Origin of the sequence: Thauera carbonicopians (assembly GCF_025699485.1) — a bacterium.
In the GTDB taxonomy this organism is placed as follows: Bacteria; Pseudomonadota; Gammaproteobacteria; order Burkholderiales; family Rhodocyclaceae; genus Thauera.
Genome location: NZ_JANUXN010000029.1, coordinates 1 through 19459, shown reverse-complemented (window position 1 = coordinate 19459; position 19459 = coordinate 1). Strand labels below are relative to the sequence as shown.

Genomic DNA, 19459 nt, shown 5'->3' with positions numbered 1-19459 from the left:
TGGCTCATTGTGCCACAAGGGCCGATGCGCAATGACGGTGCCAGTTCGTTCGGGCTGTGCACCAAGTTGGTGCCTTGCTCATGCTGAATGCACCATCATGGTGCTATCTGCTGGAAGAAGCGGATCGAGCGGTATTCGGCATGTGCTTCCAGCCAGGCTTCGGTATGCCGGGAGAGCGTTTCCGCCTGCCCGGCAGGCACGGCGGTAGCCGCGGCGGCAGGCAGCAATACTTCGACGTCGATCCGCTTGCCCAGGTAGTGGATCTGTATCCGCAGGGGGGCGGGGGCATCGCGGCCGAGCAACTGGCCGACCGCGGCGGCGACGTCCTTGCGCGCGGGCAGCGGGCCGACAGGCGCAGCCCGTGAACCACCGTCGTCCTCGGGGTCGATATGCACCAGCATGTCCTGTATTTCGGGGTGGGCGGCACGCACGTGAAGGTAAACCTCGTCCGACACCCGGTGGCCTTCGGAAACCGTCAGCCGCGGTTCGACCTGCACGTGGGCGTCGCACAGCACCCGGCCGGCCATGCGCCGCGTGCGCACGTCGTGCAGGCCGATGACGCCGGGCGTCGCTTCGATGGTTTCCCGGAGGCGTGCCAGCTCGTCTTCCGACAGGCCGGTATCGATCAGCTCGCGGACGGCCTGCCAGCTCAGGCGAATCCCCATGCCCATGATCAGGAAGCCCACCAGTGCGGCGGCCAGCGGTTCGAGGAAGGGGTAGCCCGCCAGGCTGCCGCCGATGCCGATCGCCACCACCAGCGACGACGCCGCGTCCGAGCGCGCATGCCAGGCGTTGGCTTCCAGCAGCGGCGCCTTCAGCCGCCGCGCGGCGGCCAGCGTGTAGCGGAACAGGCCTTCCTTGGCGGCCAGGGTCAGCAAGGCCATCGCGAGGGCGGCCGGATGCAGTTCCGGCAAGGCGTCCATGTGCTGCAGGCGCAGTCCCGAGCTCCACAGGAAACCGATGCCGACCGCCGCGAGCACGGCACCGAGCAGCATCGTCGTGACCGTTTCGATGCGGCCGTGGCCATAGGGGTGGCTGGCGTCGGCCGGGTCGGCGCCGCGGCGGCCGGCGAACAGCACCAGCACGTCGGTGACCAGATCGGACAGCGTGTGGGCCGCATCCGCCACCAGGCTGAAGGCATTGGCGAACAGGCCGACGGTGATCTGCGCGAGCGAAAGCAGTGCGTTGGTGGCGATGGCGATCAGCGTGGTGCGCTGGATGCCCCGGCTGCGCAGGGCCTCGTCACCGTCCGGCGGCAAGGGGGAGCGGGCAGCGGGCGGGTGCGGATGAGCGTGGATCATGCAGGAGCCTGGGAATGACGCGCTATACTTCGCGCGATACACGATTCTAGACGGATGCTCGCATGGGAACCCTGTCCGATCTGCTGGCGCTGGCCCGTCGGCGCGCCGCCGACCTCGAACTGCCCTACCAGGGCGCGCTGACGCCGGCCGAAGCCTGGCAGGTGCTGCAACTGGCGCCGGGTGCCAGGCTGGTCGACGTGCGCACGCGCGCCGAGCTCGACTGGGTCGGGCGGGTGCCCGGAGCGGTCGAGATCGAGTGGCTGTCCTGGCCCGGCATGCAGCGCAATGCCAGTTTCGTCAATCAGCTCAAGCACCAGGTCGATGCCGAGGCGCTGGTGATGTTCCTGTGCCGCTCCGGCGGCCGTTCCGACGGTGCCGCCCGCGCGGCGGTCGAAGCCGGCTACAGCAACTGCTATAACGTGCTTGAAGGCTTCGAAGGCGACAAGGACGCCAACGGCCAGCGCAACCGGGTAGGCGGCTGGCGCCATGCCGGCCTGCCCTGGCAGCAGGGCTGAGCTTTTCCTTACAATCCGGGCGCCCGCCACCGGAACCCCTCCGGGTGAGGCTGCTCCGAGTCACGAAGGCCGACAGGCCTGCATCCCTTCCTACAGGAACCGGACCCGCATCATGCAAGTAGCCACCATCAGCTTCGACCGCTTCAACGCGCTCGCCGACGACGAGGCGCAGGAGCGCATCCGTGCCGCCCGCGCCCGCCTCGGCGATCGCGCGGTGCTGCTGTGCCACCACTACCAGCGTGCCGACGTCTACCAGCACGCCGACCTCACCGGAGATTCGCTCAAGCTGGCCCGCCTGGCCTCGCAGACCGAAGCCGAGTACATCGTCTTCTGCGGCGTGCACTTCATGGCCGAAGTCGCCGACATCCTGTCCAAGCCCAGCCAGATCGCCATCCTGCCCGACCTCGCCGCCGGCTGTTCGATGGCCGACATGGCCAACCTGGCCAAGGTCGAGCGCTGCTGGCGCGAACTGACCGAAGTGCTGGACAAGCCCGACGAACTGATCACGCCGGTCACCTACATCAACTCCGCCGCCGACCTGAAGGCCTTCTGCGGCGAGCACGGCGGCATCGTCTGCACCTCGACCAACGCGCCGACCATCCTCGACTGGGCCTTCGCCAAGCGCGAGAAAGTGCTGTTCTTCCCCGACCAGCACCTCGGCCGCTGGACCGGCTTCAAGAAAGGCATTCCGCTCGACGAAATGGTGGTGTGGGACCCCGACCTCGAATACGGCGGCCTCACGCCCGAGCAGATCCGCAAGGCCAAGATCCTGCTGTGGAAGGGCCACTGCTCGGTGCACCAGATGTTCCAGCCGGTGCATATCGACCGCTGGCGCGAGAAGAACCCGGGCGGCCTGGTGATTTCGCACCCCGAAAGCAGCCTCGACGTGTGCCGCAAGTCCGACTACGTCGGCTCCACCGAATACATCATCAACACCATCACCGCCGCGCCCGAAGGCACGCGCTGGCTGGTCGGCACCGAACTGAACCTCGTCAGCCGGCTGGCCGAGGAGATGAAGCCGCATGGGAAGCACATCCAGTTCATGGCGCCGACGGTGTGCATGTGCTCGACCATGCAGCGCATCGACCCGCAGCACCTGGCCTGGACGCTGGAAAACCTCGCCGACGGCAAGGTCGTCAACCAGATCAAGGTGCCGCAGCACGAGGCCGAACTGGCCCGCATCGCCCTCGACCGGATGCTGGCCGTGTCCTGAGCGCATACCTGCAGGAACGAAAAGGGCGGCTTTCCTCGCGGGAGCCGCCCTTTTTGCATCAGGCCGTGTCGCGACATGTCGCCGAAACGGAGAAACGGCGACACGTTTGGGTGATATGTCGCTGCCGGCGACATGTCCTCAGAACGTGTCGTTATTTTCGAGAATCGGCGATACGTCGCATCGAACTGCCGCCGGCGAAGGCGTGAGCGGTGTCGCTGCCCACGCCCGCAGCAGCACGAATCACTTCGGCCACAGAATCATCTGCGTGCAGCGGAACAGCGCGATGGTACGGCCGCTGGCTTCGTCGCTGACGGTCGCGTCCCACACCTGGGTGTTGCGGCCGAGGTGCTGGGCGGTGGCGACGCAGCGGATCGCGCCTTCGCGCACGGTGCCGAGGTGGTTGCTCTTCAGTTCGATGGTGGTGAAGGATTCCGCGCCTGTCGGCAGATGGGCGACGGTGGCGTAGCCGCAACTGGTGTCGGCCAGCGCCACCACGCTGGCGGCGTGCAGGAACTCGTTGGGGGCGATGTGCAGCTTCTTCACCGGCATGCGGCTGCTCAGCGTTCCCTGGGCGACGCTCAGGATCTCGATGCCGAGGTAGCCGGGCAGGTATTCGCCGCCGCGCTCGTTCAGCAGGGCGACGTCGATGTCGGGGCGCAGGATGCTCATGGGCATGCTCCTTGGTTGGGGCAATGGGGTTGGGGGGACGAGCTTCAGGCCGGCTGCGGCGCGCGTACCACCGGCGCTTCGCGGATCGGCAGGTTCAGCACCGCGGCGAGTGCGGCCAGGGCAATGTCGGCGTACCACATCCAGCTGTAGTCGCCGGTCAGCGTGATGCTGATGCCGCCCAGCCAGGCGCCGAGGAAGGCGCCGATCTGGTGCGACAGCAGCGTCAGGCCGAACAGCGTGCCGAGGTAGCGGATGCCGAACAGCTTGCCGACCAGCGCGGCGGTGGGCGGCACCGTCGCCAACCAGGTGAAGCCCAGCCCGGCGGCGAACAGGTAGAAGGTCCATTCGGTCTTCGGCATCACCAGGTACAGCGCCACCAGCACTGCGCGCGAGGCGTACATCAGCGCCAGCACGTTGCGGCTGCGGTAGCGCGCCACCCAGGAGCCGGCGTACAGGCTGCCGAAGATGTTGGCGAGGCCGATGATCGCCAGCGACCAGCTCGCCACCGAGGGCGGCAGGCCGCACAGGTCCACCTCGCCCGGCAGGTGGGTGACGAGGAAGGCGATGTGGAAGCCGCAGGTGAAGAAGCCGGCATGCAGCAGCAGATAGCTGCGATCGCCCATCGCTTCGCGCACCGCGCGCCGCAGGCCGCCCTTTTCCTCTGCCGGCCGCGCAGCCGCATGGTCGCTCCGGGCCACCTTGCCGATCAGCGGCAGTGCCGCGAGCGTCATCACCGCCAGCGACCACAGCGCGCCCATCCAGCCGAACACCTGGATCAGCTTCTGCAGCAGGGGCGCGAACACGAACTGGCCGAAGGAGCCGCCGGCATTGATCACGCCCGAGGCCGCGCCGCGCGCTTCCGCCGGCAGGCGTTGCGCGGCGGCGCCGATCAGCACCGAGAAGCTGCCCGCGCCCGAGCCGATCGCCGACAGCAGGCCGAGCGACACCACGAGGCCGAAGGTGGAATCCATGAAAGGCGTGATCGCGCTGCCCAGCGCCAGCACCAGGATGCCGGCGACCAGCACCGCACGCGGCCCCCAGCGGTCGGCGGCAGCACCGGCGATGGGCTGGATCGCCCCCCAGGTGAACTGGCCGACGGCCAGCGCCAGGCTGATCGAGGCGATGCCCAGCCCGGTGGCGCTGTTGAGCGGGCTGATGAACAGGCCGAGCGACTGGCGCGCGCCCATCGTGATGGCGAGGATGCCGGCGGCGGCGAGGGTGATGGCGAGCACGCCGGGCTGGCGCAGGGAGTGGAACATGCGGAGCGATCCGGGGAGGAGTGGGAAGTGGAGCCGTTCGGCGGATTGCAGAGTCTGTGCGCCGGCGCGGCTGGAGATGGCGTGAGGATAGTTTCCGCATCGTATACGGAAAAGCCCGCGATTCGATGCATCATGTCAACGATTCGTTGACGGTTTCGATATCGAAGGCGGACCCGCCCCGTCCGCTCGGCCGGCAAGCACGCAGCATGTTCCATAGCGCGGCGTGTTTCCCCCGCGTGCCACAGGAGAGCAAGTTTGAACCGAACCCACGATGCCGGATGTTGCGGCAAGGAGATGTCATGAACTGGCTGCCTGCCTGGGACTGCTTCGTCCGCGTCGCCGAAGGCGGCAGCATGGCGGCGGCGGCACGCACGCTGGGTTGCACCCGCGCCCAGGTCAGCAAGCAGATGGCCGAACTGGAGCGCCGCCTGGGTGCGCGGCTGTTCGAGCGCTCCAGCCGCAGGCTGGCGCTGACGCCGGCCGGCGAAGTGTTCCGCCAGCATGCGCTACGTGCGCTGGAGGCGGTGGACAGCACCGAACTCGCGGTGCGCAATCTCGGTGACCGGCCCTGCGGCACGCTGCGGGTGAGCGCCACCGTCGCCTTCGGCCGCCATTGCGTGGCGCCGCTGCTGCCGGAGGTCGCGGCCGCCCATCCGGAACTCGAGATCGAGCTGATCCTCACCGACCGCGTCGTCGACCTGGTCGGCGACAACATCGACCTCGCGCTGCGCATGACGCGCCTGCCGCCGGACGACGCGGTGGCGCGCCGCATCGTCAGCCTGCGCCGGGTGGTGTGTGCCGCGCCGGACTATCTCGCCCGCCGTGGCCGCCCGTGCCAGCCGCTGGATCTGCTGCAGCACCAGTGCCTGAGCTACGTGCTGGGCGACAACAAGCGCTGGGTGCTGATCGACGGCGAGGGCGTCGAGACCGTGGTGCCGGTGCGCAGCCGCATCCATTTCAACAACATCGACTGCATCTTCGATGCGGTGCGCGCCGGCCATGGCATCGCCATCCTGCCGACCTACCTGTGCCATCGGGAACTGGCGGCCGGTGCCCTGCAGACGGTGCTGGACGATTACGAGCCGGACATCGTGTTCGGCCGCGACCTGTACGCCTGCTACACGCCCAGCCGGGTGCGCCTGCCCAAGCTGCGCGTTTTTCTCGATGCCCTGCTGGGGCATTTCCAGCCGCTGCCGCCGTGGGAGCGCATTTGAAGCGCCGCCGTGCGGCATCGTTCAGTTGCGCCTGAAAAGGCCTGGCATCGTGATCCCGCAGCTGCCGCGCAGGCTTTTGTGGCGGAAACGCTTTAATTTCCACGTGCGGGCCGCATATGATGTCCCGTGACCGCATGCTGACCGGGGACTTTTCCGCTCATGAACCTGCGCATCTGTACCTACAACATCCACAAGGGCTTTTCGCAGTTCAACCGCCGCATGGTGGTGCACGAACTGCGCGACCGCCTGCGTACGCTGGATTCCGATCTCGTCTTCCTGCAGGAAGTGCAGGGGCTGCACCTGCGCCACCCCGAGCGCCACCCGAACTGGCCCGTGCTGCCGCAGCACGAGTTCCTCGCCGAGGAGAACTGGCAGCAGACGGCCTATGGCGGCAATGCGGTGTATGACCACGGCCACCACGGCAACGCCATCCTCAGCCGCCATGCGATCCTGAGCCAGGCCAACCACGACGTGTCCGACCATCGCTTCGAGCGCCGCGGCCTGCTGCACGTCGAGGTGCAGCTGCCGGGCTTCGACACGCCGGTGCATTGCGTCTGCGTGCATCTGGGGTTGATGGGCGGCAGCCGGCGGCGGCAGATGGAAACGCTGGCCGAACGCATGGAACACGTCGCGCCCGAAGGCGAGCCCTTGATCATCGCCGGCGACTTCAACGACTGGCGCAACCACGCCGACCGCCTGCTGGCCAGCCGGCTCGGCCTGGTCGAAGCCTTCGGCAACGACCACGGGCGGCCGGCGCGCAGCTTTCCGAGCGCGCTGCCCTTCTTCCGTCTCGATCGCATCTATGTGCGGGGCTTCCGCATCCGGCGCGCCGAGGTGCACTTCGGCGCGCCCTGGGCGCAGATTTCCGACCACGCAGCGCTGACGGCCGAACTGGAGCCGCTGGCTTGATCGCCTTCCTGTCCGGCAACGCGGTGCGTCTGCTGGAAAACGGCGAACAGTATTTCCCCGCGCTGCGGGACGCGATCGACCGCGCCGGACAGGAGATCTTCCTGCAGGGCTACATCTTCGAGCCGGACGAGACCGGGCGCAGCATCGCCGCCGCGCTCGAACGTGCCGCCGCGCGCGGCGTGGAGGTCAGGCTGATGGTCGACGGCTTCGGCGGCCGCAGCTTCGTCGCCCACCTGTTGCCGCGGCTGCTCGAAAACGGCGTCAAGGTCCTGATCTATCGTCCCGAACTGCGTGCGCTGTCGCTGCGCCGCCATCGCCTGCGCCGCCTGCATCGCAAAGTGGTGGTGATAGACGGGCGCGAGGCTTTCGTCGGCGGCATCAACATCATCGACGATTTCCATGCGGACGGCCCGGCGCATCCGCGCTACGACTACGCCGTGCATGTGCAGGGGCCGATCCTGGCGCCGATCCTCGCTTCCGCGCAGCGCCTGTGGCGCCTGCTGTCATGGGTCAGCTTCCGCCGCCGTTCGCATCAGCCGCTGGGCGCGCCGGCGCAGACCGAGGCGGCCGGCGACATCCGCGCCGCCTTCGTCGTGCGCGACAACCTGCGCTTTCGCCATGCGATCGAGAATGCCTACCTGGATGCGATCGGCAGAGCCAGGAACGAGGTCGTCATCGCCAATGCCTACTTCTTTCCGGGCCGGCGTTTCCGCCAGGCCTTGGTCGATGCCGCCGAGCGCGGCGTGGAGGTCATCCTGCTGCTGCAGGGCGTGGCCGACCACCCGCTGCAGCGCCACGCCACGCGCGCGCTCTACCCGTATTTCATGCAGCACGGCATCCGGCTGTTCGAATACCACCGCAGCGAGCTACACGCCAAGGTGGCGGTGGTGGATGGCCGCTGGGCGACGGTGGGTTCGAGCAACATCGATGCCTTCAGCCTGCTGCTGGCGCGCGAGGCCAACGTCGTCGTCGACGACGAGGCCTTCGCCGCCGGGCTGCGCGCCAGCCTGGCGCGCGAGATGGAGGCCGGCGCGGTGGAACTGCGCCCGTCGGACTGGCGCCGGCTGTCGCTGCTGCAGCGCGTCCTGACCTGGGCGTCGTACCAGATCGTCCGCCTGGCGATCGGCTTGGCGGGCTACGGCGGCAAGCATTGAGGTTTCTATATGCGCGTTTGCTGCCTATGCGGCAGTGAAGGCGCACCACGGCATCATCCCGACGCTCGAATCTTTCTAAGCTGCCTATACGGCAGTGAAGACTGCAAGCGAGCCGAACCGAGGTTTCGAGCTTTTCTAAGCTGCCTATACGGCGGTGAAAATTACCTTCAAAGGGCTTCAAAAGGCCTTTTATTCCTGAGCTGTCTGCACGGCAGTCTTCAGCCCTGCCGGCCCAGCGCCATGTGCTCGACTTCGGTGCAGCGGTTCATCACCACTTTCAGCCCGGCGTCGGCAGCCCGTTGCGCCGCTTCGGGTGCGATCACGCCGAGCTGCAGCCACAGGCAGCCGGCACCGGCGGCGATCGCGTCCTCGGCCACTGCCATCACTTCGTCGGGCTTGCGGAACACGTCCACGATGTCGATCGGCCCGGGCGCTTCGCGCACGCTGGGGTAGCACTTCTCGCCCAGCACCTCGTCGTAGGCCGGATTCACCGGAATGATGGTATAGCCGGCATCGCGCAGGTAGCGTGCGACCGCGTTGCTCGGCCGCTGCGGCTTCGGCGAGATGCCTACGATCGCGATTCTGCGGGCGGTGGCGAGCAGCTCGCGGATGGCACCGCGGTCGGCGGAGAGGTCGTTGGGGTGCATGATGTCCTCGGTGGGTCGATGGTGGTTGCGGGGGCGTGGCGCCGCCGTGGCACGGCGTCGAGTTGCCAGTGCCGGAAGGCCCAGTGCCAGACTTCGGCCAGTGGGGCGCGCTTGAGTCCGGCCGGCGGCGCCTGGCCGAGAAAGCGCAGCGCCGCGCACAGTGCCGCCGCCGGCGGATGTTCGTCGATGGCGCGGGCGAGGGTCTGCTTCGACAGCTTCTCGCCCGCGGCGTTGGTGGCGACCGGCAGGTGGGCGTAAGCCGGCTGCGGCATGCCGAGCAGGCCTTGCAGATGGATCTGGCGGGCGGTCGAATCGAGCAGGTCGGCGCCGCGCACGACGTCGGTGACGCCCGCATCGGCGTCATCCACCACCACGGCCAGCTGGTAGGCGAACAGGCCGTCGGCGCGCAGCACCACGTAGTCGCCGGCATCGAGCGCGAGGTCCTGCTGCTGCCAGCCCTGGATCGCGTCGTCGAAGCCGATCACGCCTTCGGCCCGCACCCGCCATGCGCGTGCGGTGCGCCCGGGCGGCAGGCCGTTGCGGCAGGTGCCGGGGTAGCGCCGCGAACCGTCGCGGGCGAGCGCCGAATCCGCCATTTCGCGCCGCGTACAGGCGCAGGGAAAGGCGTGGCCGGCAGCCTTCAATTGCTCCAGCGCGGCGCGGTAGGCATCGTTGCGGCGTCTCTGCCAGACGATCTCGCCATCCCATTCGAAGCCGAAGCGCGCCAGCGTGGCGATGATGCCTTCGGCCGCACCGGGCACGGTGCGCGGCGTGTCGACGTCCTCGATCCGCAGCAGCCAGCGCCCGCCGTGGCGGCGCGCTTCCAGATAGCTGCCCGCCGCCGCGACCAGCGAGCCGAAATGCAGCGGGCCGCTGGGCGAAGGCGCGAAGCGGCCGACATGGGATGATGGCAAAGGAGGACGGGAAAGGGCGTTCATGTCGAGATGGAGCGGGTGCGGGGCGGCCGGGGCGCCGTGGCAGTGCCGGAGCCGTCCCGCGGGCGATTCTTCCCGATTCTGCATCAACCCGGGCCGACGGTGTCGGTGCGGCCCGGGCGGCGAGGCCGGTTGCATGCGCCAAGCCAATGCTTTAGCAGGACGAATTGATTCCTGTCAATCACAGGCTCTCCGCTCGGCACGTAGCATTCCCACGTGCGATGCGTCGCGCCCCGTGCCGCATCGTTTGTCCGACACCCACCGGAGAGTTCCAATGAAAAAGACCCCGCTGATTCTCGCTGCCGTCCTTGCCGGTCTGCTTGCCGCCTGTGGCGGGCAGGATTCCGGCAGTTCCGCCGGTTCCGCCCCGGCGCCTGCTGCACCCGCGCCTGCCGCCCCGCCTGCTGCCGCCGCACCCGCGCCGGCCCCCGCACCTGCTCCGGCGGCCGCTGCCCCGGCCAACGCCGGCGGCGAGAGTGTTTACAAGAGGACCTGCGCACTGTGCCATGCCGCAGGTGTCGCCGGTGCGCCGGTTCCCGGCAACAAGGACGAATGGACACCACGCATCGCCCAGGGTACCGAGACTCTGTACAAGCACGCGATCGAAGGCTTCACCGGCGAAAAAGGCATGATGCCGGCCCGCGGCGGCGCAGCGACGCTGCCCGACGACGACGTCAAGGCCGCAGTGGACTTCATGGTGGCGAAGTCGCAGTGAGTCACGGCCGAGTGCGATAGCGCGAGCCGGGATGGCTCGCGCATCGTGCACGACAGACAGGCGGAGGCGGAAGCCTCCGTTTTTCGTTTCATACCCTGGTGGATCGGGACGACATCCCCAGCGGTCCCGCTTCCGGTAAGCCGGACTGCCGTCGTCCTGTGCTGTGATCTCTGTGGCCAGAGGGTTCAGGCGGGTAAGGTGATGCGTGCCGACAGGCCGCCGGCAGGGCGGTTCGTGAGCTGGATTTCTCCGCCATGGGCGGCGATGCACGAGCGCGCGATGGCCAGGCCGAGGCCGATCCCGCCGCTGTCCTGGCTACGCGCCGCCGATGGGCGGGCGAAAGGTTCGAACACACGCTCCAGCCAGTTTTCAGGGATGCCCGGGCCGTCGTCGTCCACCGCGATGGAGAGCCTGCTGCCGTCGGGGTGGAGGTCGAGGCTGACGTGCGCGTTGCCGCCATAGCGGACGGCGTTGTCGATCAGGTTGCCGAGGGCGCGCGACAGGGCAAGCGGCCGGCAGCGGTACGGCAAGGTTTCAGGAACGCGCCAGCTTACCGGCTGCCCCAGCGAGACCCGTTCTTCGCCAGCCTGGACGACCAATACGGACAAGTCGACTTCCCGTGTCGGCTCGCGGACACTGTCGTCGCGGGCAAAGCGCAAGGTCTCGTCGATCATGTCGCGCATCGTATCCAGGATTCGGCGCATCGGCTGGCGCACGGCCTCGTCGTCCAGCAGTTCGACCTGCAGGCGCAGCGATGCAAGAGGCGTGCGGAAATCGTGGCCGATGGCAGCCAGCATCGCAGTTCGGTCGGAGACGAAGCGGGTGAGGCGTTCCTGCATGGTATTGAAGGCTGCGGTGGCTTCGCGCAATTCGGCGGGGCCGCTGACCGGCAATGGATCGATGCGCTCCCCCCGGCTGACCCGCTCGGCCGCATCGGCCAGTGCCTTGGTGGGACGCAGGATGTACCGTGCAAACAGACTGACGATCAGCAGAACCGGCAGGACGCTGACAAACAGCGTGACCGGCAGGGGGCGCCACCATTGATAGCGCGCTGTGGGACGCAGGTTTGCCACCAGCCAGCGTCCGTCGGCCAGCGGTAGGGCCGCATCGAGGACGGCGTGCGGGCGGCGGGTGAGCGATAGCGTATCGGGATCAGGCGCCTTGTCCTCCAGGTAGACATGGACCGCGGCATTCGCGGGGAGCCCCGCGAGCGTCGTGAGTTGCGTAGCGAGCTCGGCATTCGTCTCGCCGAATGCCCTTGGTGCGGAGGCCTTCAAGCTGAATTCCGCGTCGTGGCTTGTCATGGCTTCGAGTACGGCGGCGACATCGCAATCGCCGCAGGCTTCGGTGACGCGGTAAGCGGTGGCGATGCGTTCCAGCGCATTGTCGCGTGCGTGGGGGAGAACACGGCCAGTGCCCGTGCCGTCGAGCGGCAGCGCGATGAGGTGGGCGGCGATGATGCCGGCAAGCAGCAGGCCGATCAATTGGCCTACCAGGCTTCGGGGCAGGAGCCTGCCGAATTTCATGCGCGCAGCCGGCGGACGTCGGCGGACAGCAGATAGCCGTCGCCCCAGGCGGTACGCAGCAACCGGGGCCTGCGTGCGTCGTCTTCGAGTTTACGGCGCAGGCGGCTGATCTGCGTATCGATGCTGCGGTCGAAGGGCGTGCTGTCGTCGCGGTTGGTCAGGCTCAGCAGGCGTTCCCGGCTCAGGACCGTATTGGGGTGCTCCACCAGCGCACGCAGCAGTCGGTATTCGACCGGGCTGAGTTCTATCGCACGACCGTCGCTGTGGCGAAGCTCCCTCTGGCCGACATCCAGTACCCATGATTCGAAGTAATAGTGGCCATCGCCGAGGGGCGGTTCGGCCGGCGCTGCGACTGCATCCAGTCGGCGCAGCACGGTCTTGATGCGCGCCAGCAGTTCGCGTGGATCGAAGGGCTTGGGAACGTAGTCGTCTGCGCCGAGTTCGAGGCCGGCGATGCGATCCGCCGGCTCCACCATCGCGGACAGGAGGATCACCGGGATCTTCAGGTGCTCGTAGATGTAGCGGCACAGCGAAAGGCCGTCCTCGCCGGGCAGCATCACATCGAGGACGATGAGATCGAACTGCCGTTCGGCAAGCAGCGCACGTACGTCTTCAGCGTCGGCGGCAGTACTCACGTCCAGACCGTAGCGACTCAGGTAGGTGGCGAGCGGATAACGGATGTCCTCGTGGTCGTCCACGACCAGGATGCGATTTCGTTTCATGACTGTGCTGGTTCCACTGGTGCCGGTTTTGCTGGATCCAGTCATATATTGGATTTGTGAGGAAATTATGTCGAAGCTGCCGTAAGCCCTCACAAACGGGCTGCGCTCCGACAAATGCTCAAGACAGTAAATAATTATAGTTCGCATCCTCATTTTCCACGGACGCGCTTGTCGTTTCGATGACGAATCGCGTGCCGTTCCGGCTGCGGAGGGTGGAAAGCATGACTTCCATGTTCCGTACCTACTGTCACGAAGAGGATGACCATGCCCGTTTCCGCTCCAACCTCGCTCAAGCTCACGCCGCTCGCCTTCGCTGTCGGCTCTGTTCTGTTCGCCCATGGCGTCTGCGCGCAGCAGGCGGCATCGGGTAGCCCGGAGACGACCCTGTCCGAAGTCCGTGTGCTGGGCACCGCGGAAGAAACCTTGAAGCAGATGACCGGTGTTTCGATCATCACGAGCGAGGACCTGGAAAAGCGTCCGCCGGCCAACGACCTGGCCGAGATCCTGATGACCCAGCCGGGCGTCAGCCTGTCGGGCACCAGCTCGGTCGGGGCCTACGGCAACCAGCGCGAGATCGACCTGCGCGGCATGGGGGCGGAAAACACCATGATCCTGGTCGATGGCAAGCCGGTGAATTCGCGCCAGGGCGCCATCACCCGCCGCACCGGCGACCGTGACACCGGCGGCGACTCCAACTGGGTTCCGGCCGACCAGATCGAGCGCATCGAAGTCATCCGTGGCCCTGCGGCCGCCCGCTACGGTTCGGGCGCATCGGGCGGCGTGATCAACATCATCACCAAGAAGCCCGGCGGCAGCCTTTCCGGTTCGGTCACCACCTATCTGAGCAAGCCGGAAGACAGCCTGGAAGGCAATGGCACACGCCGCCTGGGCTTCAATCTTTCCGGTCCGCTCGCCGAGAATCTCTCCTTCCGCCTCTACGGCAGCGCCGCCAAGACCGACGGTGACAAGCCGCAGATCAATGGCACGCAGCTCAACGCCACGACCGGCGAAGTGGAACCCTATTGGTATGCCGGCCGCGAAGGCCGCCGCAACCGCGACGTCAACGGCCTGGTGCACTGGGACCTCACGCCTGATCAGGTCCTGGAGTTCGAGGCCGGCTTCAGCCGCCAGGGCAACATCTACGTCGGCGAATCCTCGACCCTCGGCCCCACCGGAGTGATGCAGGAGTGGGCCGACAAAGGCGCCGAAACCCGCCGCGTCTATCGCCAGCAAGCTGCCATCACGCATCGCGGCAAATGGGGAGAGCTGGGCGATTCCCGCATTACCTTCCAGTACGAGAACACGCGCACGATCAACTGCCGCCAGGGCAGCAGCGGCATGGGCGAAGGCAACTGCAGCAGCGGTACGTCGCTGCAGCAGTCGGAACAGGACAACTACTTCCTGAGCGGCGAGCTGAACACGCCGCTGCAGCTGGGAGGCATCGACCAGATGCTGACCACCGGCTTCGAATACCGCCGGCAGGCGCTAGCGGACAACAATGCCTTGCTGACGACAGGCCAGCCGGATCCCTTGAAACAGGTCGAGCTGAAGAACACGACCAAGGCCGTCTTCGTCGAAGACAACATGGCGATCACCGATGCTTTCCTGCTGACGCCGGGGCTGCGTCTGGATCACCATAGCCAGTTCGGCACCAACTGGAGCCCCAGCCTCAACGCGATGTATGAACTGGGCAGCGGCTTCACCCTCAAGGGCGGCATCGCGCGTACGTTCAAGGCGCCCAATCCTTATCAGACTTCGCCTCTCTATGCCTCCGGCCTGGGCGCGACCTGCCCCTACAACGGCATGGGCCTCGATCCCGACTCCTACGACTGCACCGTGCGCGGCAATCCCGATCTGAAGCCGGAGATCAGCGTCAACAAGGAAATCGGCCTGGCCTGGGACGGTCCGGGTGGCTGGGACGGCTCGCTGACCTACTTCCGCAACGACTACAAGAACAAGGTGCTGGCGGAGGCGCTCGACGACATCGCCGATCTCGACAATCCGGTCGATTACGAGTGGGTCAATGCGGGCAAGGTGCTGATCCACGGCTGGGAAGGCAACCTCAGCATTCCGCTGCTGGGGCACAACGGCAGCACGCTGAGGCTGATCAACAACTTCACCTGGATGCTGAAGAACCACAACAAGGACACCGGCCAGCCGGTCTCCATCATTCCGAAATACACCCTGAACAGCACCTTGCAATGGCAGGCCACGGAGCAGTTCTCGATGCAGTTGACGGGCACTTTCTATGGCCGTCGCAAGCCGCGCACGGTCAGCTACCACGGCTGGCCGATGATCGGCGATGCAGTCCGGGAGCGGGGGGCTTATGCGCTGTTCGGCCTGAACGGCACGTGGGAGATCAACAAGAATCACCGAGTGGGTTTCGGTATCAGCAACCTGTTCGACAAGGAAATCAAGCGGGCCGCCCGTCTGGCTTCCGCCAACAGTCCGACGGACTCGTCGGTTCCCTTCGAGGACCGGGTCGTTTCCACCGGCGCCGGGGCGAAGACCTACAACGAGCCGGGCCGCGCCTACTACGTGACCTACACGGCATCGTTCTGATTTTCCGGATGCGCTGGGTTCTGCCGATGCCGTTCGGCGGACCAGCGCCTGCACGCCATTTCATCACATGACCAGGTCTTCCTCTGCTCCGGGCTACATCACCGACACCGGCTATCCGTGGCATTTCCACCGGGAAACCATGCCCGCATGGAATGCCGCGATCCTGACTGCGCTCGGGCGGCGTGCGCCCGATCTGACACGGCCGTACACCTGGCTGGAGCTGGGTTGCGGTTCCGGGCTGGACGTGGTGGTGGGGGCCGCCACCAATCCGCAAGGACGCTTCATCGGCATCGATTTCAATGCCCGGGCCATCGAACAAGGGCGCGCCCTGGCTCGCGATGCCGGGGTCGGCAATGCGTCATTCCACTGCCTGGGCTTCGAGCAGGTGCTCGAAGCGTCCGAAAGCGGCATTCCCGCATGTGACTTTCTCGTCGTCCATGGCGTGTATTCGTGGGTCTCTGCCGAGGCCAGGTCCGCCATTCGCCGCATCGTCGCCCAGAAGCTCAAGCCGGGCGGCGTGCTCTACCTGTCTTATCTCAGCCATCCCGGCTTCGCATCGTTCGCCGCTGCGCGGCGGCTGATGCGCATGGTGGCCGCAGATTCGTCCTGCACCAGCGCGGACAAGGCACGCAGCGCGATGGCCTTCCTGCAGCGCATGTCGGACGCGGGCGCGGGCTATTTTCAGGATCATCCGGGCATGCTGCCTGCAACGCAGCCCATCGACGACGCCACTGCGGCCTTTCTCGCTCACGAATATCTCAATGAACACTGGGACGTGCTGCACACCGCCGACGTCATGGCCGAGCTTGCCGAAGCCGGTTGCGAATATGCCGGCAGTGCAGCGCCCTGCGAGAACGTCGATTCCGCATCGCTGCCGCCGGCGACACAGGGCATGCTCGAGGAACTGCGCCGCAGCGGCGCCGATGCGGCGGTAGTCGAAACCTTCAAGGATCTCGCACGCAACCAGACCCAGCGCTGCGACATCTATCAGCGCCGGCGCCCCGGCGGCAACCTGCTGAGCGACCCGGCCCACCAGGCCGGGCTGCTCGGACAGCGTGTCTGTCTGCTGCCCGCGGCGCCGGCCGGGCCGATTCCCGTACGGGGAAGCATCACGTTCTCGAGCCGCATCGGGCCGGTGAGCCTGCCGATGGGGGATGTCGCGCCGCTGCTTGCCCTGCTGCAGGACGGCCCGTGCAGTTATGCCGATCTGGCCGGCTTGTCCGCCTATGCCCAGCGGCCGGGCTTCGTCAACCTGCTGCTGCAAATCCTGGCCTGGGCCGGCTGGCTGCAGTTCCTGCGCCCTGATCTGCACTCGGCCGGCGGTGCCGAGTGCGCATCACGCCTCAACGCCGTGCTCGCCCGGTCGCCGGCTCCGTTCAACGGCCCGATCCTGGCCGCCGCTGCAATCGGCTCGGCGATTCCGGTGCCGGATGGCAGCGCCGGAGACATGCTGCGGCTCGAGTGGCTCGAGTGGCTCGGGTCGTGACGGCGATTCATCGATCAAACGCTTTTGTGCAGTCCAAAGGAGAGAAGACATGAAAAGATCGAGCCGTTGCATGCTCGCAGCAGGTGTTGTCCTGTCGCTGCTTTCAGGCGCCCCCTCGGCTGTGCAAGCCGAATCGCGCAAGGTTCCGCATGTACAGGGTGTCGCCGAACTTCCGGCCGTGCCCCGCAAGGTGGCGGTGCTCGGCCTGGCGGCGCTGGATACCCTCGACGCCCTTGGAGTCGATCTGGCAGCGGTTCCGGCCCCACCTTCAGGGGAGTCGACCGTCCGCTGGCCCGCACATCTGATCGCCAGATATTCCGGTGATCGATATGTGCGGCTTCCCGCCGCAGCCCGGGATGGCGGTGCTGACCCGAGGATTGCCGGGATCAAGGATCTTCGGCCCGATCTCATCATCGTCGACGGGCGGGGCGGCGGACAGCTCGACGAACTGAAAGGCATCGCCCCCATCGTCGACCTGTCGGTCAGCAATACCAGTCTGGTGGCCAGTGTTGCCCAGAACATCCTGACCGTCGGCGCGGCCTTCGGCCGCGAGAAAGAAGCCGGAGACAGGCTGCATGCGCTGTTGGGCGAAGTCCGAGCGCTCCACGAACAGGCTGCCAAGCAGGGAACAGGGTTGGTGATGTTCGCCGTGGGCAACCGCGTGATGCCCCAGCAGCCGGATGCCCGCTTCGGCATGGTCTATGAACTGGTCGGCATTCGTCCCGCGCTGCGGCCGGACGAGGGCCAGGGCTTGAGTACCGGGAGGCCCCAGGCCGCCGCGCCGGCGGATGACAGCCCCGAGGCCAGGGCGGCGGCGGAGGCCGCACAGAAAGAGCGGCAGGCGGCCGAAGAGCGCTATCTGTCCGAGGTGATGGCCAGGGAGCCGGACTGGCTGTTCGTCGTGGACCGCAATGCCGCATTCGGCGAGGCCAAGGCCGCCGAGACGATGGCTGCCACACCGGTCGTTGCCAACAGCAAGGCATGGCGGGAAGGAAAAGTGGTGTTTCTCGACCAGGACGGCGCCAACTGGTACCTGATGGCGGGTGGCCTGGGCTTGCTGGAAAAGAGCGTGCGGCAGGTCAAGGCCGCCTTCGATGCCGGAAAGGGAGCGGGCATTCGCAGGTGATGGCCGGACGGGCAGCGGGTGCTCGACCGTGGAGCCTGGCCCTTCCCGGTCAGTGTCCGTGCCCGCCGTGGGCGGCGTTGCGCAAGTCGTGGACCGTGCTGCGGCCGATTTCGTCGAAGGCCAGGGCGCGGCCGCCGTGTTCGGCGATGAAGGCCAGGGCGGCAGCCGCTTCGGCGAAGGCCGGCAGGTCGGGGCCGCGCATCGGGCCGCGCACGCCGGAGCCGATGACGAAGACGGCCTTGCGCGCATCGAGCCAGCTGCCGCTGCGGTGGTCGGCGACGTAGAGCGCGGCGGCGTCTTCCGCGGTGTGCTTGGCGTCGAAGCGCGCCGGCTCGTCCAGGAAGACGAAGAGGTCGACCGGCGAATCGAAGAAATGCGCCGAGCCGTCGCTGAAGATGAGCTGCGCCGCCCAGTTCGGGAAGCGTGCCGGGTACATGCCGCACACCGGGCAGCGCGCATCCGCCGGCACCGGGCGCGCTGCAAGCATGTCCAGGCCGGATGCGGGGTCGTAGGGATGGGCGGCCGACACCCGCGCCGGCGCAACGATGCAGATGTCCTCGGCGGGCGGGACGAATTCCGCCGTTTTGCCCTTGGCAGCGAATTGCGCGAACAGCGCGCCGGCCGTCGCCGTGCAGAGTACCGCGGCACCGAGCAGGAGGAGGCGGCGGCCGGTGAGGTTCATGGCTGCGAGGCGGGAGGCGTGGCGCCGATGAGGGGATCGCGCATGAGGGCGGTGATCAGCGCGCCGACGTTGGCTTCGGGGCTGGCGTCGATGCGGGTGATTGGGTCGGCCGCCGCCGTGCCGTCGCTGCGGAGCAAGTGGTTGGGGCGAGTGGACAGGTGGGGGTGGGTCGGAGCGGTGTTGATGCCCATCTCCAGGGTGTCCGGCCCGCTGTTCCAGCGCAGCGAATAGGCGTCGGGCGCGGCGTAGCGCACGGTCAGCGTGACGCCGTTGCGCAGGGTGATGGTCAGCGCGTCCTGGGTGAGCCGTGGGGGCGCGGCGAGCGCGTCCGCATGTTCGCGTCCGATGTGTTCGAGGATGGCCGTATGCAGCTTCATCGCTGGTTGAGCTCCTTCAGGCTGATGGCCATCGCTTCGCGCGCGGCCTGGTGCGTATCGGCGAGGATGCGCGCCGCCAGGTAGTGTTCGTAGGCAGGGTGTTCGTCGATGCCGCCGTCGATGATGCGCTGGAGCAGGGCCTGTTCGTCCGTTGCGCCGACGGCCTGCAGCACCGCGCGCCGGTGCTCGCGCGTTTCATAGACCAGGCGGGCGAGCCGTTCGAGCTCGGGGGCTGCTTCGGGGGGAAGGGCGTCGTAGATCGTTGCGCTCATGTGATGGCCTTGTTTACATGGATTGGTCGTGCAGCGCACCGCCATCGAGGATGGCCATGTCCGGCGTGACTTCACTGAACTTCAGCACCTTGCCGCCATGCTGGGTGGCGAAGGCCTGGGCATCGGCCTCGGTGGCGAAGGAGGCGGCGGTCGGCCCCATCGAACCCAGCCGCTT

The 19459-nt window shown here is 67.2% G+C and carries 20 protein-coding genes; 9 read left to right on the top strand and 11 right to left on the bottom strand.

Annotation, left to right across the window (positions count from 1 at the left end; all coding sequences use genetic code 11):
- Positions 1-95: 95 nt before the first annotated feature.
- Positions 96-1301, bottom strand: a complete 1206-nt coding sequence (locus tag NX068_RS20370; RefSeq protein ID WP_263463060.1) for a cation diffusion facilitator family transporter — start codon at positions 1299-1301, stop codon at positions 96-98.
- Between the two features lie 62 nt (positions 1302-1363).
- Here NX068_RS20370 and NX068_RS20365 point away from each other — a divergent pair, with 62 nt between their 5' ends.
- Both NX068_RS20365 and nadA read left to right on the top strand, forming a co-directional pair.
- Positions 1364-1816, top strand: coding sequence for a rhodanese-like domain-containing protein (locus tag NX068_RS20365; protein WP_263463059.1), 453 nt, complete (start codon positions 1364-1366; stop codon positions 1814-1816).
- 112 nt (positions 1817-1928) lie between these two features.
- A complete protein-coding gene (gene nadA / locus NX068_RS20360) occupies positions 1929-3029 on the top strand; it encodes a quinolinate synthase NadA (RefSeq protein WP_263463058.1) in 1101 nt (366 codons plus the stop codon).
- A gap of 240 nt (positions 3030-3269) precedes the next feature.
- Here the strand turns inward: nadA and NX068_RS20355 are convergent, their stop codons facing one another.
- Together NX068_RS20355 and NX068_RS20350 are read right to left on the bottom strand one after the other, a co-directional pair.
- A complete protein-coding gene (locus NX068_RS20355) occupies positions 3270-3698 on the bottom strand; it encodes a PaaI family thioesterase (RefSeq protein ID WP_263463057.1) in 429 nt (142 codons plus the stop codon).
- A 44-nt stretch (positions 3699-3742) separates the two neighbouring features.
- The gene (locus NX068_RS20350; RefSeq protein WP_263463056.1) at positions 3743-4957 is read right to left on the bottom strand and encodes an MFS transporter; all 1215 of its coding nucleotides are present in this window, start codon (positions 4955-4957) and stop codon (positions 3743-3745) included.
- Between the two features lie 299 nt (positions 4958-5256).
- Between NX068_RS20350 and NX068_RS20345 the strand changes: the two genes are divergently transcribed.
- From NX068_RS20345 to clsB, 3 genes are all read left to right on the top strand, one after another.
- The gene (locus NX068_RS20345) at positions 5257-6171 is read left to right on the top strand and encodes a LysR family transcriptional regulator (RefSeq protein WP_263463054.1); all 915 of its coding nucleotides are present in this window, start codon (positions 5257-5259) and stop codon (positions 6169-6171) included.
- Between the two features lie 159 nt (positions 6172-6330).
- Positions 6331-7080 carry an endonuclease/exonuclease/phosphatase family protein gene (locus NX068_RS20340; RefSeq protein ID WP_263463053.1) on the top strand — a complete coding sequence of 250 codons (750 nt, stop codon included), beginning with the start codon at positions 6331-6333 and terminating at the stop codon, positions 7078-7080.
- Positions 7080-8234 carry a cardiolipin synthase ClsB gene (gene clsB, locus NX068_RS20335; protein ID WP_263463077.1) on the top strand — a complete coding sequence of 385 codons (1155 nt, stop codon included), beginning with the start codon at positions 7080-7082 and terminating at the stop codon, positions 8232-8234. Before NX068_RS20340 ends, clsB begins: the two co-directional genes overlap by 1 nt.
- Before the next feature lie 218 nt (positions 8235-8452).
- Here the strand turns inward: clsB and NX068_RS20330 are convergent, their stop codons facing one another.
- The gene (locus tag NX068_RS20330) at positions 8453-8881 is read right to left on the bottom strand and encodes a CoA-binding protein (protein WP_263463052.1); all 429 of its coding nucleotides are present in this window, start codon (positions 8879-8881) and stop codon (positions 8453-8455) included.
- Positions 8803-9819 (bottom strand): tRNA glutamyl-Q(34) synthetase GluQRS, encoded by a 1017-nt coding sequence (gene gluQRS, locus NX068_RS20325; protein WP_263463051.1) that lies wholly within the window; start codon positions 9817-9819, stop codon positions 8803-8805. Before gluQRS ends, NX068_RS20330 begins: the two co-directional genes overlap by 79 nt.
- Before the next feature lie 271 nt (positions 9820-10090).
- Between gluQRS and NX068_RS20320 the strand changes: the two genes are divergently transcribed.
- A complete protein-coding gene (locus NX068_RS20320; RefSeq protein WP_263463050.1) occupies positions 10091-10531 on the top strand; it encodes a c-type cytochrome in 441 nt (146 codons plus the stop codon).
- A gap of 185 nt (positions 10532-10716) precedes the next feature.
- Here NX068_RS20320 and NX068_RS20315 read toward each other — a convergent pair whose 3' ends face one another.
- Both NX068_RS20315 and NX068_RS20310 read right to left on the bottom strand, forming a co-directional pair.
- Complete coding sequence (locus tag NX068_RS20315; protein WP_263463048.1) at positions 10717-12057, bottom strand: ATP-binding protein; 1341 nt, start codon at positions 12055-12057, stop codon at positions 10717-10719.
- A complete protein-coding gene (locus NX068_RS20310) occupies positions 12054-12779 on the bottom strand; it encodes a response regulator (protein WP_263463046.1) in 726 nt (241 codons plus the stop codon). Before NX068_RS20310 ends, NX068_RS20315 begins: the two co-directional genes overlap by 4 nt.
- 264 nt (positions 12780-13043) lie before the next feature.
- Here NX068_RS20310 and NX068_RS20305 point away from each other — a divergent pair, with 264 nt between their 5' ends.
- The 3 genes from NX068_RS20305 to NX068_RS20295 all read left to right on the top strand — a co-directional run bounded on the left by NX068_RS20305 (position 13044) and on the right by NX068_RS20295 (position 17953).
- A complete protein-coding gene (locus NX068_RS20305) occupies positions 13044-15341 on the top strand; it encodes a FepA family TonB-dependent siderophore receptor (protein WP_263463045.1) in 2298 nt (765 codons plus the stop codon).
- A gap of 67 nt (positions 15342-15408) precedes the next feature.
- Entirely contained in the window at positions 15409-16827 is a 1419-nt protein-coding gene (locus NX068_RS20300; RefSeq protein WP_263463044.1) for a class I SAM-dependent methyltransferase, read from the top strand.
- Positions 16828-16876: 49 nt separating this feature from the next.
- Positions 16877-17953: an ABC transporter substrate-binding protein gene (locus NX068_RS20295; protein ID WP_263463043.1), complete on the top strand. Its 1077-nt coding sequence runs from the start codon at positions 16877-16879 to the stop codon at positions 17951-17953.
- 49 nt (positions 17954-18002) lie between these two features.
- Here the strand turns inward: NX068_RS20295 and NX068_RS20290 are convergent, their stop codons facing one another.
- The 4 genes from NX068_RS20290 to NX068_RS20275 all read right to left on the bottom strand — a co-directional run.
- Positions 18003-18635: a nitrous oxide reductase accessory protein NosL gene (locus NX068_RS20290; protein ID WP_263463042.1), complete on the bottom strand. Its 633-nt coding sequence runs from the start codon at positions 18633-18635 to the stop codon at positions 18003-18005.
- On the bottom strand, positions 18632-19012 hold the full coding sequence (locus NX068_RS20285; protein WP_263463041.1) for a hypothetical protein: 381 nt from the start codon (positions 19010-19012) through the stop codon (positions 18632-18634). The genes NX068_RS20290 and NX068_RS20285 overlap by 4 nt, the downstream gene beginning before the upstream one ends.
- Positions 19009-19284, bottom strand: a complete 276-nt coding sequence (locus tag NX068_RS20280) for a hypothetical protein (RefSeq protein WP_263463040.1) — start codon at positions 19282-19284, stop codon at positions 19009-19011. The genes NX068_RS20285 and NX068_RS20280 overlap by 4 nt, the downstream gene beginning before the upstream one ends.
- Before the next feature lie 13 nt (positions 19285-19297).
- Positions 19298-19459: nitrous oxide reductase accessory protein NosL (locus NX068_RS20275; protein WP_263463076.1), on the bottom strand; the 162-nt coding region annotated here is incomplete at its 5' end.